Here is a 17,118-nt window from a genome sequence, read left to right as displayed (position 1 = left end):
TTGCAGCTGGCCAGTGCGCGGGGATCACGAGGCGTAGGCCCGAATCTCATCCGTACTGATGTTCAAACGCCCGAGGCGATACAGGAGCGTGCGCCGTGCGAGACCCAGCTCAAGGGCGGCCTGGGTCTGATTTCCGCCGTTGCGCCGTAAACAATCGAGCAGTAAACCGCGCTCCATGGCGTCCATGCGCTTGCGATAATTGAGGCCACCCCACTCATCGGTCAGTTCGGAGGGCAGTACAAAATGCTCGGCCAGCAGCTCATGCCCGTCGCACAGCAGGACCGCACGCTCGACCAACCCTTTAAGCTCGCGCACATTGCCCGGAAAGGAATAACAGGCCAGTTGCGCCAGTGCGCTGTCGGCCAGCACGACGGGGCGGCGCTGCAAAAAAGCACAGGTGCTGGTTGCGAAATGAGTGGCCAGCTCACAGATGTCACTGCCGCGCTCACGCAGGGCGGGCAGCACCACCGGGAACTGCGCGAGGCGGTAATACAGGTCTTCACGGAAACGCCCCTGCCTCACTCGCTGCTTCAAATCACAATGGGTCGCGGCAATGATGCGAACGTCGATGGTGTGCGTTTCATTGCTCCCCAAAGGCCGGATTTCGCCTTCTTGCAGCACGCGCAATAATTTGGCTTGCAGCGCCAGTGGCATGTCCCCAATTTCATCCAGCAAGAGGGTGCCGCCGTGTGCAGCATCGAACAGCCCTTTGCGATCCCGCTCCGCTCCAGTAAAGGCACCTTTGCGATAACCAAACAATTCGCTTTCCAGCAGGTCCTCCGGAAAAGCGGCGCAGTTCTGCACGATGAAGGGATGGGCGCGCCGGGGGCCTGTATCGTGAATCGCCCGTGCCACGACTTCCTTCCCGGTGCCGGTCTCCCCCAGCAGGAGCACGGTTAAGGGGCTGTGCACAACGCGATTGATCAAACGGTAGGTTTTGCGCATGACCGGGCTGGAACCGATCAAGGTCCCGTTACTCACGCAACGGCTCAACGACTTGCCGCGTTGCGGGTTGCGCTCCAACAGCTTCATTTGCATCAATACAAAGCTACCCAAGGCGCTTAATGACGCGGCATAACCTTGCAGTTGCTGGCTGGTGTGACTGGCCAGCATCAACACGCCAGCCACTGTTTGACGCGAGTCCAGCATCGGTACAGCCAATAGTCCACGCCAAGGGACTCCGGCACTGGGCAAAAAATCGAGGTTGTGCAAACAGCTATCGAGGTTGCTCAAGTCAACAGCTCGATTTTGGCTGATGGCGTATTGCAACAAAGGCGTTTGGCCATAGTCGGCCTGACGTCCGGCACCGAACGCCGGGCGCAGCGTACCTTCAAACCACTGAGCCTTGAGCTCCAGCCGTTCACGCGAGGCATCCAACAGGTAAAGCTGGCTCAATTGGCACCCGATAAGCTGCGCCATTGCCTGAGCCGTTTGGCTCAGCAGCGTACGGCTGTCAGCGCTCAGCGACAGCCGGGCGAAATGAGCCAGCAGGGTTTCGGCATACTCCAGCGGCTGCGGGACGTGAGCGAACATCACACGCCCCTCACTCGCATTCACACGGTAGCGGGCCACGGCGCCGCAACGGGGCCGGGGCTTGGGTCAGGTCTTGCAAGTCTGCGTTGATCATGTCTTCTGTCCTTAATGAAGTGTGCTGCTCAGGATCACGACTGCGTATGTCCGTTCGCGGGAAAGCCCCCGGCAGATATGCGCGAATACGTTGCCGACCCAGTCAACGGGTAGGTATGAATACGGAATTAGCCCTGAAACAGGCGGTTGCCGTGTGTTTGAAGCCGTGCAAGGGTTGGCGCCCTGCCCCGTGTACGCCCCAGCGCCTCAAACACAGTGGAAAAATGAACGTCACGCCCGGCAAAGTTGGCAGTAACCACAGGCGTTTGGGCCAATCCGATCAAGCGCTTACGCACCTTGCTGGGACACGTCAACACCCGATGCTGCCTACGTGCGGTATCGGACGAATCACTGTCGGAGAAGCAATAAAACGTGCCATCGGTCACTCCTCGCGTCCGACCATGGAGCGCGACGATAGGGGAATGACTAACGAAAAAAAGTCGGAAATTTCGGTATTTCTATAGGAAGCGTCTCCGAGATTTAAAAAACGCCCAAAAAAAGTGTTTGGGTAGAAAATCACGCCAGAAAACTTAGTTATCCCTACAAAGCCTCAGGAAAAATTCAGACTTGGCCTAAGCCTCGTGGCTCAGTTCCTGTAGTCCAGCTTTTAAGCGGTGAAACACCTTCAAGCGACCGCCCTTGCAGCACGCTCAACGCCGTCAGATTTGCCCCAAAACCCGCTGTCTGCTAGTGTCAGCCGGTTTTAACGCCTACCGAGAACGCCGCCATGGCCCGCAAAAAAGCTTCCCTTGATTTCGAGCAGTCCCTCGCTGACCTGCAAACACTGGTCGAGCGTCTGGAAAACGGCGAGTTGTCGCTGGAAGACTCGCTGACAGCATTCGAGCAAGGCATCCGCCTGACCCGCGAATGCCAGGGCGCACTGGCTCAGGCCGAACAGAAAGTGCACATCCTGCTCGAACGTGATGGTGAATTGGCCCAAGAGCCATTTGATGCGGAACAACCCGAATGATTGATGCTTATCAAGCCAGCAGCCAGGCCCGTGTCAACGCGGCCCTTGAACGCTTGTTTGTCGCTCCGGCACCGGAGCTGGCCCGCCTGTACGAGGCGATGCGCTACAGCGTCATGAATGGCGGCAAGCGGGTCCGACCGCTGCTGGCCTATGCCGCGTGCGAGGCCTTGGGGGCCGACCCCGCGCAAGCCAATGGTGCGGCATGCGCAGTGGAGCTAATACACGCCTACTCGCTGGTGCACGATGATTTGCCAGCCATGGACGACGACGACCTGCGCCGTGGTCAGCCGACCACCCACAAAGCGTTCGACGAAGCCTGTGCGATTCTGGCCGGTGACGGGCTGCAAAGTCTGGCGTTTAGTGCCCTGCTCGATCCACACATGAACACGCTGGACGCTGACACGCGACTGCGCATGGTCTCTGACCTGGCGATGGCCGCAGGCCCGGCAGGCATGGTGGGCGGGCAAGCCATTGATTTGGGTTCGGTCGGGGTCAAGCTTGACCAGACTGCCCTCGAATACATGCACCGCCACAAGACTGGCGCGCTGATTGAAGCCAGCGTGCAGCTGGGCGCCCTGGCCAGTGGTCGCGCCCGCCCTGAAGACCTGCACGCCCTGAAGGTTTATGCCAGGGCCATTGGTCTGGCGTTCCAGGTTCAGGACGACATCCTTGATGTAGAGGGCGATACGGCTACGCTTGGCAAACAGTCAGGCGCCGACGCGGCCCGTGACAAACCGACTTATCCCTCATTGATGGGTCTGCCAGCGGCAAAAGCCTACGCGCTCGAACTGCGCGATCAGGCCATTAACGCCCTGCGACCTTTTGATGCAGCTGCCGAACCGTTGCGTGAACTCGCACGCTACATCGTGGGGCGCCGCCACTAAAAAGCGGCGCAATACAGATTTTTCAGACCTGCTCTACTGCCAAGGTCTGACTAACGAATACCAGACTCCGTGGGCAGCTTCCGTTGCATAAGGTAAACTGCCGCCTCTTCTTATACCTATAACGATTCGCCTGATGCCAACGACGTTTCATGAGATTCCCCGCATACGCCCGACCACGCCCCTGCTCGACCGAGCCGGCACGCCTGCGGGCCTGCGCCGGTTAGCCGAAGCCGAGCTGGAACCTTTGGCCGATGAATTGCGCCAGGAACTGCTCTACACCGTCGGTCAGACGGGCGGGCATTTCGGTGCCGGCCTGGGCGTCATTGAACTCACCATTGCGTTGCACTACGTGTTCGATACCCCGGACGACCGTCTGGTATGGGACGTGGGCCATCAGGCGTATCCGCATAAAATCCTGACCGGGCGCCGCGAACACATGGCGACCTTGCGTCAGAAGGACGGCATAGCCGCCTTCCCGCGCCGCGCCGAGAGCGAGTACGACACCTTTGGCGTTGGCCACTCCAGCACCTCGATCAGCGCCGCGCTGGGCATGGCCATTGCCGCCCGCCTGCAAAACAGTGACCGCAAGGCAATTGCCGTCATCGGTGATGGCGCCCTGACTGCTGGCATGGCATTCGAAGCCTTGAACCATGCCCCCGAAGTCGACGCCAACATGCTGGTGATCCTCAACGACAACGACATGTCGATCTCGCGCAATGTCGGGGGGTTGTCCAACTACCTGGCCAAAATTCTTTCCAGCCGCACTTACGCCAGCATGCGCGAAGGCAGCAAGAAAGTGCTGTCGCGCTTGCCGGGCGCCTGGGAAATCGCGCGCCGCACCGAAGAATATGCCAAAGGCATGCTGGTGCCCGGCACGTTGTTTGAAGAGCTCGGCTGGAACTACATCGGCCCGATTGACGGCCATGATTTGCCAACGTTGATCGCAACGCTGCGCAACATGCGCGACCTCAAAGGCCCGCAATTCCTGCACATCGTCACTAAAAAGGGGAAAGGCTTTGCGCCAGCAGAAGCCGACCCGATTGGTTACCACGCCATCACCAAGCTTGAACCGCTGGACGCACCGGTTGCAGCGCCCAAAGTGGCCAGTGGGCCCAAGTACTCCGCCGTATTTGGCGACTGGCTGTGCGACATGGCCGCGGCCGATCAGCGCCTGGTGGGCATTACTCCGGCGATGAAAGAAGGCTCGGACCTGATCAAGTTCAGCGAGCGCTTCCCGCTGCGTTATTTTGATGTGGCCATCGCTGAACAGCATGCCGTGACCCTGGCCGCGGGCATGGCCTGTGAAGGCGCCAAACCGGTAGTGGCGATCTACTCGACATTCCTGCAACGCGGCTATGACCAACTGGTGCATGACGTTGCGGTACAAAATCTGGATGTCCTGTTTGCCATTGACCGTGCCGGTCTGGTGGGCGAAGACGGCCCGACCCACGCTGGCAGTTTCGACCTGTCGTACCTGCGTTGCATACCGGGCATGGTCATCATGACCCCGAGTGATGAAAACGAATTGCGCAAAATGCTCACCACCGGCCACCTGTACAACGGCCCGGCGGCGGTGCGCTACCCGCGCGGCACGGGGCCGAATGCGCCCATCGAGAAAACCCTGGAACCGCTGGAAATCGGCAAAGGCATGATTCGTCGCAAAGGCAGCAACGTCGCGATGCTGGTGTTTGGCGTGCAACTGGCGCAAGCCCTGGAAGTGGCTGAAACCCTCGACGCGACCGTGGTCGACATGCGTTTCGTCAAGCCGATGGACGAAGCCCTGGTGCGTGAAATGGCCAACAGCCACGAACTGTTGGTGACAATCGAAGAGAACGCCATCATGGGTGGTGCGGGAGCCGGGGTCAGCGAATTCATGGCCCGCGAAAACCTGCTCAAACCGATCCTGCACCTCGGTTTGCCCGACGTGTACGTCGAACACGCCAAGCCAAGCCAAATGTTGGCCGAATGTGGTCTGGATGCCGCTGGCATCGAAGCGTCTGTGCGTCAGCGCATGGCACTGCTGGGGCTGTAAACCTGTGTAGTCGCTGTCGAATCCTGGAGATCGGCAGCGACTACAAGGGACCATAGAATTCGCACATCATGAAATCTCTTCGCCTGGCCTTGATTCTCAGCGTCATTCCAGCCAGTTCGGTGCTGGCTGATACCGAGGGGCGCGACAATGCCCTCAAGCTGCCGCAAACACTGATTACCGGCAACCGTCAGGTGCAAGCACGTTCTGACAGTTCCAGCGCCAACACCGTCTTTACCCGCGACGACATCGACCGCTTGCAGCCCACAGGCCTTACCGACCTGCTGGGCCGTGTGCCGGGCGTACAAGTGGCGCGCAGCGGTGGGCGCGGTGCACTGCCGGGCATCTACATTCGCGGCACCAAATCGGCGCAGAGCCTGGTGCTGGTCGACGGCCAGCGCATGGCCAATGCCACCTCGGCCGACAGCAACCTGCAATACCTGAACATTGATCAGATCGAGCGCGTGGAGGTGCTGCGCGGCTCGCGCTCGGTGATTTATGGCAGCGATGCGATCGGCGGCGTGATTCAGATTTTCACCCGGCGCGGCGCCGATCAAGCGCCGCAACTGCGCCTGCACAGTGCGCAGGGCAGCTACGGCAGTTCGCAAAACAGTGTCGGGGTGTCTGGCGGCGATGACCACACGCGCTTCAACCTCAGCGGTGCGCTGGAAAACACAGCGGGGATCAACCGCACCACGGTGTCCTACCCGGTCGATAACGACCACGATGCGTATCGCAACAAATCGGTCAGTCTGAACCTCAATCATCACCTGAACGACGGCCTTGAGATCGGCCTCAGCGCCATCAAAAGCGAGGGCAAAACCGAACTTGATGCGACGTTCGGGCAAAAGTCTTACAGCAATTTCGACATCAGCAGCGTAGGCAGCTTCATTGATGCACAGCTCTCTGAGCGCTGGAACTCGCGCATCGAACTCGGCCACAGCGAGAACCGCGAAAAAACCCGAGACAAATTGAGCCCCGACCTTTACAGCTTCAACACCTACCGCGATTCCCTGAACTGGCAAAACAGCCTCTCGCTGGATGATCAAAACAGCCTGATGCTGGGCTTCGACGCGTATCAGGATCGGGTTCGTAGCAGCACCGCGTTCGACAAAGACAGTCGCTGGAACCGCGCCGTATTTGTGCAGCACCGCTTTCAGGGTGAGGGCTTTTCAACGGAGCTGGGGCTGCGTCATGACAAAAACCAGCAATTCGGCAGCAATAACACGTGGAGCGCCAGCCTGACAGTGCCGCTCAATGCCGCTAACGATGTGCTGCTGTCCTACAGCGAAGGCTTCCGGGCGCCTACGTTCAACGACCTGTACTACCCGCAGTTTGGCAATCCGGCGCTTGAGCCCGAACACTCCAAAAGTTACGAACTGCAGTGGCGCAGCCAACTGAGTGAAACCAGCCGACTGGAAACATCGCTGTATCGCACAGACATTCAAGACGCAATCGTCGCAGATGCCGACTGGATTCAGCAGAACATCGGGGCTGCACGCATCACCGGTTTCGAAAGCGCACTGCAACAGGAATGGTTCGGTTGGCAGAGCAGCCTCGGCCTGGCCATCATCGACCCGCGCGACCGCGACACTGGCAAAACCTTGAGCCGCCGGGCGCGCCGCACCTTGAGCCTCGATCTGGATCGACAGTTTGACCGGCTCGGCGTGGGCGCCAGCTGGCAAGCCGTAAGCAGCAGCTATAACGATGAACAGAATCAGCAGCCGATGGGCGGTTATGCCCTGCTGGGGTTGCGGGCGCATTGGCAGGCCAACTCAGACGTGCGACTGGACGTGAAAGTCGACAATCTGCTGGATAAAACCTTCACCCGCGCACTGTACGGATATGACGGCAACTATTACGGCTATCGCGAAGAGCGGCGCAGCCTACAGGTTGCCGTGACCTGGACCCCCAGCCTGTAAAACTGTGTGATTGCTGCCACACGCACGCCGTCAGCAGCTACTGCGCACGCCCAGCCAATTGTTCGCACAAACGAGCCGTGGCTTCGATCATCTGTCCGCTTGGGCGCTCAAGACCTTTGTCGTTGAGTAGCAACAAGCGCCCGTGCTTTACGGCGTCGAGCTGTGGCCAGGCCTTCCAGGCATCCAACTGCGCTTGGGTGCCTGCAATGATCACGTCGGGATTACGCTGCAAAACCGACTCCACGCTGATTTGGGGTGCCGGCAACGACAAGTCGGCAAACACATTGCGGGCACCGCAAACAGCCAGCGCGTCACTGATGATTTGCTGGCCACCTACCGTGTACAACGGCTGATCCCAGACTTGATAAAACACGCGTAACGGTTCTTCGCGGGTGTATTGCTGCTGCAATTGCTCCAGACGAGCGCGCAACCGGGTCGCCAACTCGCGCCCGCGTTCTGGGCGATTGAGCGCAGACGCTAACGCTTCGACCTGATCGGCCAGTTGGGTCAGGCTTTTCGGTTCGGCGGTGAAAGTGGGAAGGTTCAGGCGTTTCAACTGGTCGCGCTGAGCCACGCCAACGCTGCCTGGCCACAGCAGGACCAAGTCCGGGCGCAGGCTGAGCAGGCGCTCCATGTCCAGTTGGCCATAGCCGCCCACCGAGGGCACATTGGCCAACTCTGGCAAGGTCTCGCCCGCGTCCAGGCGCCCGACCAGCACGTCGGCCGCACCCAGTTCCACGACGATTTCAGACAGTGAAGGCGCCAGGCTGACGACCCGCATGCCTGCCATGGCCGAGGTGCTCACGGCCAGCAGCAGAACCGCCAGCCAGAGGCGCATCAGCCGACCTGACGCGGGATGCGGTAGAGGTAAAACAGCACCAGCGTCGACAACCCCAGCAGCAACAGCGGCACACCTTCAAGGCCGACAAACACGGCCAACGCAGCGATCCATGCGGGCAACCCTGCTGCCAGCAACGCACGACGCCGCACGTGCGCCAATTCATCCCAGGCCGCAGGTTCCTGGGCTGTATCAAGGGACTTTTGCAAATGGATCAGGCCATGTTTATAAGGCGCGAACGTGCGCAGGGTGACGAACATCGACAAGAGGCCCGCAATAAACAGAGGCATGGCCAATTCAGGCAAGAGCGGTTCGGACGCGCCGAAAAATACGTTAATCAGTACCAGCGGCAACAGGGTCAACACCAGCTGTTGCCACCAACTGAAACTCAGGCGCCGACGACGCTGGCCCCGAGTCACGCCGGGTCAGCTTCATTCTGGTGCTGATTGCCCATCATGTGCCCGAGCTTGTTGGCCTTGGTCGCCAAGTACAGTTTGTTATGCGGGTTCTGACCGGTGTGAAGCGGCACACGCTCGGCCACGGTGATGCCCATGTCGGTCAAGGCTTTGACCTTGCGCGGGTTGTTGGTCATCAGGCGCAATGACTTGACGCCCATGTGTTCCAGCATTGGCAGACAGATCGCGTAGTCGCGCTGATCGGCGGCAAAGCCCAGTCGCTCGTTGGCTTCGACGGTATCGGCACCACCGTCCTGCAATTCGTAGGCGCGCACTTTGTTCAGCAAGCCAATGCCACGGCCTTCCTGACGCAAGTACAACAGCACACCCCGGCCTTCACGGGCGATGGCCTGCAGGGCAGCTTCGAGTTGAGAGCCGCAGTCGCAGCGCTGGCTGAACAGGGCATCGCCGGTCAGGCATTCGGAATGCACGCGGCCCAGAACCGGCGCACCGTCCGCCACGTCGCCCAAACTGAGCACAACGTGTTCACGACCCGTGGCCTTCTCAAGGAAGCCATGCATGGTGAATTCGGCAAAGGGAGTAGGGAGTTTGCAAGCGGCAACAAAAGCGACGGGCACCGTGTGCTCCTGATCAATTTGAGGACTGGAAATTCGCAGAGGCTGCATTGTAACAGGACGTTCCTACAGACGCTTAGGCTGAATTATCGAGGATAAATATCTAAAAGTTTGATCAGACATACCCCGTAACGACTGCTGTAACAGGTGTTCGCCTTAAAAATGCTGATAGCCACGGGTTGCCGGGGTAATGTCCTGCCCCTGCGCATCCAGCACGCCAACGCCCTGCCCTTCAACCACACAACCGATGACATGAATTGGCCAGCCATCGGCCAGCAGTGTAGGCAACTCAACAGGTGGCAGCGTAAATGCCAGTACGTAGTCATCGCCGCCGCTTAACGCCGCCAGTTGCGCTGGCGCATCACCCAGAAACTCCTGCAGCGCCACAGAGATGGGCAGGCGCTCGTTCTCAATCAGCAGCCGAACGCGCGATGCCTGCGCGATATGCCCGCAGTCAGCCAACAAGCCGTCCGAGATATCCAGCGCCGACGTTGCTTTGCCACGCAGCGCCTGACCCAGTGCCAGTTGCGGCTGCGGTGACCAGTAATGCGCCAGCAGCGGCTCTGCGATAAAGGATTCGGCGTTGCGCTGACCGAGCACCAGAGGCAAAGCACCCGCGGCATTGCCCAGCTCACCGCCCACGCAGAGCAGATCCCCCGGCCGGGCGCCACTGCGGGTCAGGGCGTGCCCCGTCGGGACGCGACCGAATACTGTCAACGTCAGGCACAAGGGACCACGGGTGGTGTCGCCACCGATCAGGCGCACGTTGCAGCGTTGCGCCATGTGATTCAAACCCCGGGCAAACGCTTGCAGCCAATCGGCTTCCACCGTCGGCAAGGTCAGGGCAAGGGTAAACGCGAGGGGGGTTGCGCCCATGGCCGCCAGGTCACTGGCCGCCACTGCCAGCGAACGCTGACCGAGCAAAAAAGGGTCGCAAGGGTCTGCGAAGTGCACGCCAGCTACCAGCGTGTCTGTGGAAATGGCCAGTTGTTCCCCGAAGGGAACATCCAGCAGGGCGCAGTCGTCGCCAATTCCCAAGGCAACGCCCTCGCCGCCCTGCGCACAAGGCGCGGCAGCGAACACGGTACGGATCAGCTCGAACTCGCCCATGGCCGACAGCGCTGTTTAGCGCTTGAACGCCTTGACTTCAGCTTCACGCAGGCGCGGCGCCAATTTATCCAGCACACCGTTGACGAACTTGTGCCCGTCGGTGGAACCGTACACTTTGGCCAGCTCGATGCCTTCGTTGATTACCACGCGGTAAGGCACGTCAACACGCTTGATCAGTTCCCAGGTAGACAGGCGCAGTACGGCCAGTTCAACCGGGTCCAGCTCTTCGATGGTGATGTCCAGGCACGGGGCCAGGGCAGCATCGATATCCGCTTTGATTGCAGGCACGCCGTGCAGGATTTCACGGAAGTACGCAGCATCAACGTCGGTGAAGTCGTTATCAACGCGGAACTGCGCTTCGATCTCGTTCAGCGAGTGCTTGGCCATGTGCCACTGATACAGCGCCTGTGTCGCGAGCTGACGCGCTTCACGACGTTTGGCGCTTTTGGAAGGCTTGCCAGCGTCCGCAGGTTTTGGATCGCGCGGGTTGAAACGATCGCTTTCGTCGGAAATCACTTGGCCTCCAACTGCGCCAACAGGCTGACCATTTCGAGGGCGGACAAGGCGGCTTCGGCGCCCTTGTTACCGGCTTTGGTGCCGGAGCGCTCGATGGCTTGTTCGATGGAGTCAACGGTCAGCACGCCGAATGCAACCGGTACGCCGAACTGCATGGACACCTGAGCCAAACCTTTGGTGCACTCGCCTGCCACGTATTCGAAGTGCGGAGTACCGCCGCGAATCACAGCGCCCAGGGCGACAATGGCAGCGAATTCATTGCGCTGGGCAACTTTTTGCGCAACCAGCGGGATTTCGAACGCGCCCGGCGCACGAATGATGGTGATGTCGTTTTCGTTCACACCGTGGCGAACCAGGGCATCAACGGCACCACTCACCAGGCTTTCGACAACGAAGCTGTTGAAACGGCCAACGACGAGTGCGTAGCGGCCTTTGGGGGCAATGAAGGTACCTTCGATGGTCTTCAGGGTCATTCGGTATGTCTCGTATTAAAGAGCCAGAACGCACTTGCGTGCGTTCTTTAATGAGTTTGGGCCACGAATTTCAGGCGGGAAACACCCGGTCATTATTCGGAGGGCACGTATTCTACAACTTCCAGATCGAAACCGGATATGGCATTGAACTTCATCGGTGAACTCATCAGGCGCATTTTGCGTACGCCGAGGTCACGCAGGATCTGCGAACCTGCCCCCACGATGCTGTAGGTGGTCGGTTTTTTGACCGGCAATGCATCGGCCGTTTCGCGGATATGGGCCAACAACACATCGCCATCCAGCGGGTGCCCCAACAGCAGCACAACACCGCTGCCAGCCGCTGCAACGGCGCTCATGGCGGCCCGCAGGCTCCAGCGACCGGGCTGTTTGACCATCAACAGATCACGCAGCGGGTCCATGTTATGCACCCGCACCAGCGTCGGTTCGTCGGCGCAGATCTTGCCCAGGGTCAGTGCCATGTGCACGTCGCCTTCGACTGAATCACGATAGGTCACCAGGTTGAATTGGCCCAGTTCGCTGTCCAATGGCTGCTCGGCAATCCGCTGAACGGTACGTTCGTGGATCATGCGGTAGTGAATCAGGTCGGCAATGGTGCCGATTTTGATGTTGTGTTCAGCCGCGAATTTTTCCAGCTCGGCGCGACGGGACATGGTGCCATCGTCGTTCATCACTTCGCAGATCACACCACTTGGCTCGAAACCGGCCATGCGCGCCAGGTCGCAGGCGGCTTCGGTGTGGCCGGCACGGGCCAGCGTGCCGCCCGCCTGTGCCATCAGCGGGAAGATATGCCCCGGGCTGACGATGTCTTCAGCCTTGGCGTCCTTGGCCGCAGCGGCTTGCACGGTGCGGGCACGATCGGCGGCCGAGATGCCGGTGGTGACGCCGGTTGCGGCTTCGATGGAAACCGTGAACTTGGTGCCAAACCCCGAGCCGTTGCGCGGTGCCATCAACGGCAGCTTGAGCAGCTCGCAACGCTCGCGGGTCATCGGCATGCAAATCAGGCCACGGGCAAAACGCGCCATAAAGTTGATGTGCTCGGCCTTGCAGCACTCGGCGGCCATGATCAGGTCGCCTTCGTTCTCGCGGTCTTCGTCATCCATGAGGATGACCATCTTGCCTTGGCGGATGTCTTCAACCAGTTCTTCGATGCTGTTGAGCGCCACGCGGCACCCCCTTAAGTCAGGATTTGAGGTAGCCGTTGGCGGCCAGAAAACTTTCGCTGATGGTGCTGCCCTTGGTCGGCTCGGCGGCCTTGTCGCCCAGCAGCAAACGCTCCAGATAGCGCGCCAGCAGATCGACCTCAAGGTTCACCCGACGGCCCGGACGGTAGTCGTCCATGATGGTTTCGCTCAAGGTGTGCGGGATGATGGTCAACGAGAATTCGGCGCCATTGACCGCGTTCACGGTCAGGCTGGTGCCGTCGACCGTGATCGAGCCTTTGTGGGCGATGTATTTGGCCAGCTCTTTTGGCGCACGGATGCGGAATTCAATGGCGCGGGCGTTCTCTTCGCGGGAGATCACCTCACCGACGCCGTCCACGTGACCGCTCACCAGATGACCGCCCAGACGCGTCGTCGGGGTCAGGGCTTTTTCGAGATTGACCCGGCTGCCCGCTTTCAAATCGTTGAAAGCCGTGCAGTCGAGCGTCTCGCGACTGACGTCGGCCATGAAGCCGTTGCCCGGCAGCTCAACCGCCGTCAGGCAAACGCCGTTGATGGCAATGCTGTCGCCGAGTTTAACGTCGCTCAGGTCGAGCTTGCCGGTCTCTACATAAACCCGTACATCACCACCTTTTGGGGTCAATGCACGGATGTTGCCGATGGATTCGATGATGCCGGTAAACATGGCGTTCCCCTTGAGAACAAAACCTGCGTAAAACGGAGGCTGAGAATTATACGCTGGCTAATGGCACTGGGATGGCAGTGACTCGCCAGTCATCCCCAACTGCGCGCAGATCTGTGATCTTGAGTTCGGTCGCTTCGCTCATGCGGGTCAATGGCAGCTCCAGCAGAGGACGCGCGGTTGAACCCAAGAATTTGGCCGCGATGAAGATTTGATATTCATCCACCAGCCCTTGCTCGGCAAATGCGCCCGCCAGACGTGGACCGGCTTCAACCAGTACCTCGTTAACGCCCCGGGCCGCCAGCGCCACCAACAATTGACGCAAATCGACCTGACCGTTTTCGCCGGGGATCACCAGGCACTCTGGCCCTGTGCGGTATTGCCCCGCTGGCGGTACACACGTGGCAACGAGTGCCGGACCTGCTTTGAAAAACGGCGCATCGAGCGGCACGCGCAGGCGGCCATCGATCAACACGCGCAACGGCGGCCGGCTCATGACCAGCGCGGTCTGCTCGGCATCCAGGCCCAGCTCATCAGCACGCACGGTCAGGCGCGCGCCGTCGGCCAGCACAGTGTCTGCACCCGTCACCACGACGCTGGCCTCGGCGCGCAGACGCTGCACGGCCGAACGTGCGGCGGGGCCTGTGATCCATTGGCTTTCGCCGCTGGCCATCGCCGTGCGCCCGTCCAGGCTCATTGCCAATTTGACCCGCACAAAGGGCAAGCCCAGCTCCATGCGTTTGAGAAACCCTTTGTTCAGGGCACGCGCTTCGGTTTCGAGCACGCCGCAGCGCACGTCGATACCGGCATCGGCCAAACGCTTGAGGCCACGCCCGGCGACTTCCGGGTTAGGGTCTTGCATGGCGGCCACCACGCGGGCGACCCCGGCAGTGACCAACCCTTCGGCGCACGGCGGGGTACGGCCATGATGGCTGCACGGCTCAAGGGTGACATAGGCGGTCGCCCCCCGGGCAAGTTCGCCAGCGGCACGCAATGCGTAGACCTCGGCATGGGGTTCACCGGCCCGCACATGCCAGCCCTCGCCCACGATCTGGCCGTCACGCACAATCACGCAGCCGACGCGCGGGTTGGGATGGGTGGTGTACAGACCCTTTCGGGCCAGCTCGATGGCACGCGCCATGTAATGGGCGTCCAGGACGGTTTGCTCAGTGGACACAATCACTCCTTTGAAGGCTCACGGGCAAGGCGGTCGATCTCTTCGCGGAACTCGTTGAGGTCCTGGAAACGTCGATACACAGAAGCGAAACGGATGTAGGCCACTTCGTCGAGTTTTTGCAGTTCGGTCATGACCAGCTCACCGACCACCAGCGATTTGACTTCGCGTTCGCCGGTGGCGCGCAACCTGCTTTTGATATGCGCCAGCGCCGCTTCAAGACGCTCGACACTGACCGGGCGTTTTTCCAGCGCACGCTGCATACCGGCGCGCAGTTTTTCTTCGTCGAACGGCTGACGGCTGCCGTCCTGTTTGATAAGGCGGGGTAAGACCAACTCAGCTGTTTCAAAGGTGGTGAAGCGTTCACCACAGGCCAGGCATTCGCGCCGGCGACGCACCTGATCGCCCTCGGCGACCAGACGCGAGTCGATGACTTTAGTGTCGTTGGCACCGCAGAAGGGACAGTGCATGGTGGCAGGCAACAAAAAATGGGGAGCGCCATGGTAGCGCATCCCACTGGCAAGACAAGCCATAGGCTTTACGGTATACAGTCCGCCTACTACGTTTTACACAATCCGATACGTCGACTGACCTGCTGCTGGAGCCCTCTATGTCGCTACGAACGCTTGTTTTGCTGTGCCTCGCCAGTGTGCTGGTCGCGTGTAGCAGTGAGCCGCCCAAGTCGGCGCAACCTCAAGTGCTGACCCAGCCTAAAACCGATGCGCCTGCGGATCTCGGCCCCTTGCCCGCCCATCAGCGTGAACTGAGCGGCGTACTGACAGGCGCGCCCGCGGGCGCCGAAGTTGAACTGGCGATGTTGATCGTGGATGAACGCGGCCGTCCTCAAGGGCTGATGGCCAGCAGCAAGATAGTCGGCAACAACCAGCCGCTGCCGTTCAAGCTGCGCTTCAATCCGCAGGCATTCCCGGCCGGTGCGCGGGTTGAACTGCGCGGGCGCGCCAGCCAGTCCGGGCAACTGATCCTGCACTTGCCGTCACGCATCATCCAGCAGCCGACAACGCAAGCCTTGGGCACCTTGGCATTTGTCAAAGCACCATGAGCCCGCCGCTCGCCCTGCAACAGTCGCTAAGTGAGCTGCTGGGGGATGCGCGACTGGTGGTCACCGACTTGCCTGACACGTCACTCAAGCTGTGGCTGATCGACGCGCAGAACATGAACCGCGCATTCACCCCGGACGAGACCCGTCGGATTTTGTACGAACCTCCGTACTGGGCGTTTTGCTGGGCCAGCGGTTTGGCACTGGCACGTTACTTGGCCGACCAGCCGCACTGGGTCAAAGGCAAGCGCGTGCTGGACTTCGGCGCAGGCTCAGGCGTAGCCGCGATTGCTGCAGCCAAAGCAGGCGCACTGGAAGTGCTGGCGTGCGATCTCGACCCGCTGGCGCTGGCAGCCTGCCAAGCCAATGCGGCGCTCAATCAGGTGCAATTGAGCTATTCCAGCGATTTCTTTGGCGAGGCGGACCGTTTCGATCTGATCCTGGTGGCTGATGTGCTGTACGACCGCGAAAACCTGCCGTTGCTTGACCAGTTTTTGACCCGCGGCCAACAGACGCTGGTGGCCGATTCCCGGGTGCGTGATTTCAAGCATCCGTTGTACCGCCAGTTGGAAAGCCTCAAGGCACTCACGTTGCCGGATCTGGCCGAGCCCCATGAGTTCCGCGACGTGAGCCTGTATCACGCGCAGCGCTGGCAAGCCACTTTCAGCGTGCCCGCACAGCCTTTATAGTTGCCTTCATTTACCTGTTTCGAGACCCACAATGACTCAACCTACGACTTCTTATAGCTTCGACGTGACGTCGGCAGACTTCGACAAACAGGTTGTTGAAGCCTCGTTTGATCAACCCGTACTGGTGGATTTTTGGGCTGAGTGGTGCGCGCCGTGCAAGGTGATGCTGCCGATTCTGGAGCAGATTGCCCAGGACTATCAGGGCGAACTGCAGCTGGCCAAGGTTAACTGCGACGTGGAGCAGGACATCGTGGGCCGCATCGGCATTCGCACCCTGCCGACCGTGGTGTTGTTCAAAGACGGTAAAGTGGTTGACGGCTTTCAGGAAGCGCAACCCGAATCCGCCATTCGCGCCATGCTTGAGCCTCATGTCGTCATGCCTGCCCCGCCTGCTGAAGACCCGATGGTGCAAGCGCAGGCCCTGTTTACCGAAAGCCGCTTTGCCGACGCTGAAACGTTGCTCAAGCAGGTACTCACCGAAGACAACACCAACGCCAAGGCGCTGATTCTGTATGGCCGCTGCCTGGCTGAGCGTGGCGAGCTGACTGAAGCGCAAGCCGTACTGGACGCGGTTAAAAGCGACGAGCATAAAGCCGAGCTGGCAGGCGCCAAGGCGCAACTGACCTTCTTGAGCCAGGCCAAAGACCTGCCGGATGTTGCTGACCTGAAAACCCGCGTGGCGCAAAACCCGCTGGACGACGAAGCCGCCTATCAACTGGCAGTTCAGCAGCTGGCGCGCCAGCAATACGAAGGGGCCCTGGAAGGCTTGCTGAAGCTGTTTATCCGCAACCGCAGCTTCCACGAGGGCATTACTCACAAGACGCTGCTGCAAGTGTTTGATCTGCTGGGCAATGATCACCCGCTGGTCACCACCTATCGCCGCAAATTGTTTGCCGCGCTGTATTGACCTGCCCACTGCAACAGCGCGCCCTCACCG

General features: G+C 60.1%; 18 protein-coding genes. 7 read left to right on the top strand and 11 right to left on the bottom strand.

Annotation, left to right across the window (positions count from 1 at the left end):
• Positions 1-24: 24 nt before the first annotated feature.
• Complete coding sequence (locus tag HBN68_RS10260) at positions 25-1,533, bottom strand: sigma 54-interacting transcriptional regulator (RefSeq protein ID WP_094992142.1); 1,509 nt, start codon at positions 1,531-1,533, stop codon at positions 25-27.
• A gap of 820 nt (positions 1,534-2,353) precedes the next feature.
• On the opposite strand from HBN68_RS10260, the gene HBN68_RS10255 reads away from it, so the two are divergent.
• From HBN68_RS10255 to HBN68_RS10240, 4 genes are all read left to right on the top strand, one after another.
• Positions 2,354-2,596 (top strand): exodeoxyribonuclease VII small subunit, encoded by a 243-nt coding sequence (locus HBN68_RS10255; protein WP_047295759.1) that lies wholly within the window; start codon positions 2,354-2,356, stop codon positions 2,594-2,596.
• Positions 2,593-3,480 (top strand): farnesyl diphosphate synthase, encoded by an 888-nt coding sequence (locus HBN68_RS10250; RefSeq protein ID WP_094992140.1) that lies wholly within the window; start codon positions 2,593-2,595, stop codon positions 3,478-3,480. Before HBN68_RS10255 ends, HBN68_RS10250 begins: the two co-directional genes overlap by 4 nt.
• Before the next feature lie 133 nt (positions 3,481-3,613).
• The gene (gene dxs / locus HBN68_RS10245; RefSeq protein ID WP_169963943.1) at positions 3,614-5,512 is read left to right on the top strand and encodes a 1-deoxy-D-xylulose-5-phosphate synthase; all 1,899 of its coding nucleotides are present in this window, start codon (positions 3,614-3,616) and stop codon (positions 5,510-5,512) included.
• A 68-nt stretch (positions 5,513-5,580) separates the two neighbouring features.
• Complete coding sequence (locus tag HBN68_RS10240) at positions 5,581-7,431, top strand: TonB-dependent receptor (RefSeq protein WP_169963941.1); 1,851 nt, start codon at positions 5,581-5,583, stop codon at positions 7,429-7,431.
• 37 nt (positions 7,432-7,468) lie between these two features.
• Here HBN68_RS10240 and HBN68_RS10235 read toward each other — a convergent pair whose 3' ends face one another.
• From HBN68_RS10235 to nrdR, 10 genes are all read right to left on the bottom strand, one after another.
• On the bottom strand, positions 7,469-8,269 hold the full coding sequence (locus tag HBN68_RS10235; protein ID WP_169963939.1) for a cobalamin-binding protein: 801 nt from the start codon (positions 8,267-8,269) through the stop codon (positions 7,469-7,471).
• On the bottom strand, positions 8,269-8,688 hold the full coding sequence (locus tag HBN68_RS10230) for an MFS transporter (protein WP_169963937.1): 420 nt from the start codon (positions 8,686-8,688) through the stop codon (positions 8,269-8,271). The genes HBN68_RS10235 and HBN68_RS10230 overlap by 1 nt, the downstream gene beginning before the upstream one ends.
• Complete coding sequence (ribA, locus tag HBN68_RS10225) at positions 8,685-9,302, bottom strand: GTP cyclohydrolase II (protein WP_169963935.1); 618 nt, start codon at positions 9,300-9,302, stop codon at positions 8,685-8,687. The genes HBN68_RS10230 and ribA overlap by 4 nt, the downstream gene beginning before the upstream one ends.
• A 153-nt stretch (positions 9,303-9,455) precedes the next feature.
• Positions 9,456-10,409, bottom strand: a complete 954-nt coding sequence (gene thiL, locus HBN68_RS10220) for a thiamine-phosphate kinase (protein WP_169963932.1) — start codon at positions 10,407-10,409, stop codon at positions 9,456-9,458.
• 15 nt (positions 10,410-10,424) lie between these two features.
• On the bottom strand, positions 10,425-10,925 hold the full coding sequence (gene nusB / locus HBN68_RS10215; protein WP_094992133.1) for a transcription antitermination factor NusB: 501 nt from the start codon (positions 10,923-10,925) through the stop codon (positions 10,425-10,427).
• Positions 10,922-11,398, bottom strand: a complete 477-nt coding sequence (gene ribE, locus HBN68_RS10210) for a 6,7-dimethyl-8-ribityllumazine synthase (protein ID WP_047277819.1) — start codon at positions 11,396-11,398, stop codon at positions 10,922-10,924. The genes nusB and ribE overlap by 4 nt, the downstream gene beginning before the upstream one ends.
• 92 nt (positions 11,399-11,490) lie before the next feature.
• Complete coding sequence (gene ribBA / locus HBN68_RS10205) at positions 11,491-12,582, bottom strand: bifunctional 3,4-dihydroxy-2-butanone-4-phosphate synthase/GTP cyclohydrolase II (protein WP_094992132.1); 1,092 nt, start codon at positions 12,580-12,582, stop codon at positions 11,491-11,493.
• 16 nt (positions 12,583-12,598) lie between these two features.
• A complete protein-coding gene (locus HBN68_RS10200) occupies positions 12,599-13,264 on the bottom strand; it encodes a riboflavin synthase (RefSeq protein WP_094992131.1) in 666 nt (221 codons plus the stop codon).
• 46 nt (positions 13,265-13,310) lie between these two features.
• Entirely contained in the window at positions 13,311-14,402 is a 1,092-nt protein-coding gene (gene ribD, locus HBN68_RS10195) for a bifunctional diaminohydroxyphosphoribosylaminopyrimidine deaminase/5-amino-6-(5-phosphoribosylamino)uracil reductase RibD (protein ID WP_094992230.1), read from the bottom strand.
• A gap of 38 nt (positions 14,403-14,440) precedes the next feature.
• Positions 14,441-14,905 carry a transcriptional regulator NrdR gene (nrdR, locus tag HBN68_RS10190; protein ID WP_162199719.1) on the bottom strand — a complete coding sequence of 155 codons (465 nt, stop codon included), beginning with the start codon at positions 14,903-14,905 and terminating at the stop codon, positions 14,441-14,443.
• Positions 14,906-15,045: 140 nt separating this feature from the next.
• Here nrdR and HBN68_RS10185 point away from each other — a divergent pair, with 140 nt between their 5' ends.
• The 3 genes from HBN68_RS10185 to trxA are packed head-to-tail and all read left to right on the top strand — an operon-like array spanning position 15,046 to position 17,088.
• The gene (locus HBN68_RS10185; protein WP_094992130.1) at positions 15,046-15,495 is read left to right on the top strand and encodes a YbaY family lipoprotein; all 450 of its coding nucleotides are present in this window, start codon (positions 15,046-15,048) and stop codon (positions 15,493-15,495) included.
• Complete coding sequence (locus HBN68_RS10180) at positions 15,492-16,181, top strand: 50S ribosomal protein L11 methyltransferase (protein ID WP_169963930.1); 690 nt, start codon at positions 15,492-15,494, stop codon at positions 16,179-16,181. Before HBN68_RS10185 ends, HBN68_RS10180 begins: the two co-directional genes overlap by 4 nt.
• A gap of 31 nt (positions 16,182-16,212) precedes the next feature.
• Entirely contained in the window at positions 16,213-17,088 is an 876-nt protein-coding gene (gene trxA / locus HBN68_RS10175; protein ID WP_169963929.1) for a thioredoxin, read from the top strand.
• Positions 17,089-17,118 lie beyond the last annotated feature (30 nt).

The sequence above is a fragment of the Pseudomonas sp. WS 5078 genome (assembly GCF_012985745.1).
Taxonomy (GTDB): Bacteria; Pseudomonadota; Gammaproteobacteria; order Pseudomonadales; family Pseudomonadaceae; genus Aquipseudomonas; species Aquipseudomonas lundensis_A.
This window is presented reverse-complemented; position numbering and strand designations above follow the sequence as displayed.

What these genes read in the sequence shown, in the direction of transcription:
- HBN68_RS10260 (WP_094992142.1), bottom strand. Translation starts at nt 1,533, where the DNA reads ATGTTCGCTCACGTCCCGCAGCCGCTGGAGTATGCCGAAACCCTGCTG.
- HBN68_RS10255 (WP_047295759.1), top strand. Translation starts at nt 2,354, where the DNA reads ATGGCCCGCAAAAAAGCTTCCCTTGATTTCGAGCAGTCCCTCGCTGAC.
- HBN68_RS10250 (WP_094992140.1), top strand. Translation starts at nt 2,593, where the DNA reads ATGATTGATGCTTATCAAGCCAGCAGCCAGGCCCGTGTCAACGCGGCC.
- dxs (WP_169963943.1), top strand. Translation starts at nt 3,614, where the DNA reads ATGCCAACGACGTTTCATGAGATTCCCCGCATACGCCCGACCACGCCC.
- HBN68_RS10240 (WP_169963941.1), top strand. Translation starts at nt 5,581, where the DNA reads ATGAAATCTCTTCGCCTGGCCTTGATTCTCAGCGTCATTCCAGCCAGT.
- HBN68_RS10235 (WP_169963939.1), bottom strand. Translation starts at nt 8,269, where the DNA reads ATGCGCCTCTGGCTGGCGGTTCTGCTGCTGGCCGTGAGCACCTCGGCC.
- thiL (WP_169963932.1), bottom strand. Translation starts at nt 10,409, where the DNA reads ATGGGCGAGTTCGAGCTGATCCGTACCGTGTTCGCTGCCGCGCCTTGT.
- ribE (WP_047277819.1), bottom strand. Translation starts at nt 11,398, where the DNA reads ATGACCCTGAAGACCATCGAAGGTACCTTCATTGCCCCCAAAGGCCGC.
- HBN68_RS10200 (WP_094992131.1), bottom strand. Translation starts at nt 13,264, where the DNA reads ATGTTTACCGGCATCATCGAATCCATCGGCAACATCCGTGCATTGACC.
- ribD (WP_094992230.1), bottom strand. Translation starts at nt 14,402, where the DNA reads ATGGCGCGTGCCATCGAGCTGGCCCGAAAGGGTCTGTACACCACCCAT.
- nrdR (WP_162199719.1), bottom strand. Translation starts at nt 14,905, where the DNA reads ATGCACTGTCCCTTCTGCGGTGCCAACGACACTAAAGTCATCGACTCG.
- HBN68_RS10185 (WP_094992130.1), top strand. Translation starts at nt 15,046, where the DNA reads ATGTCGCTACGAACGCTTGTTTTGCTGTGCCTCGCCAGTGTGCTGGTC.
- HBN68_RS10180 (WP_169963930.1), top strand. Translation starts at nt 15,492, where the DNA reads ATGAGCCCGCCGCTCGCCCTGCAACAGTCGCTAAGTGAGCTGCTGGGG.
- trxA (WP_169963929.1), top strand. Translation starts at nt 16,213, where the DNA reads ATGACTCAACCTACGACTTCTTATAGCTTCGACGTGACGTCGGCAGAC.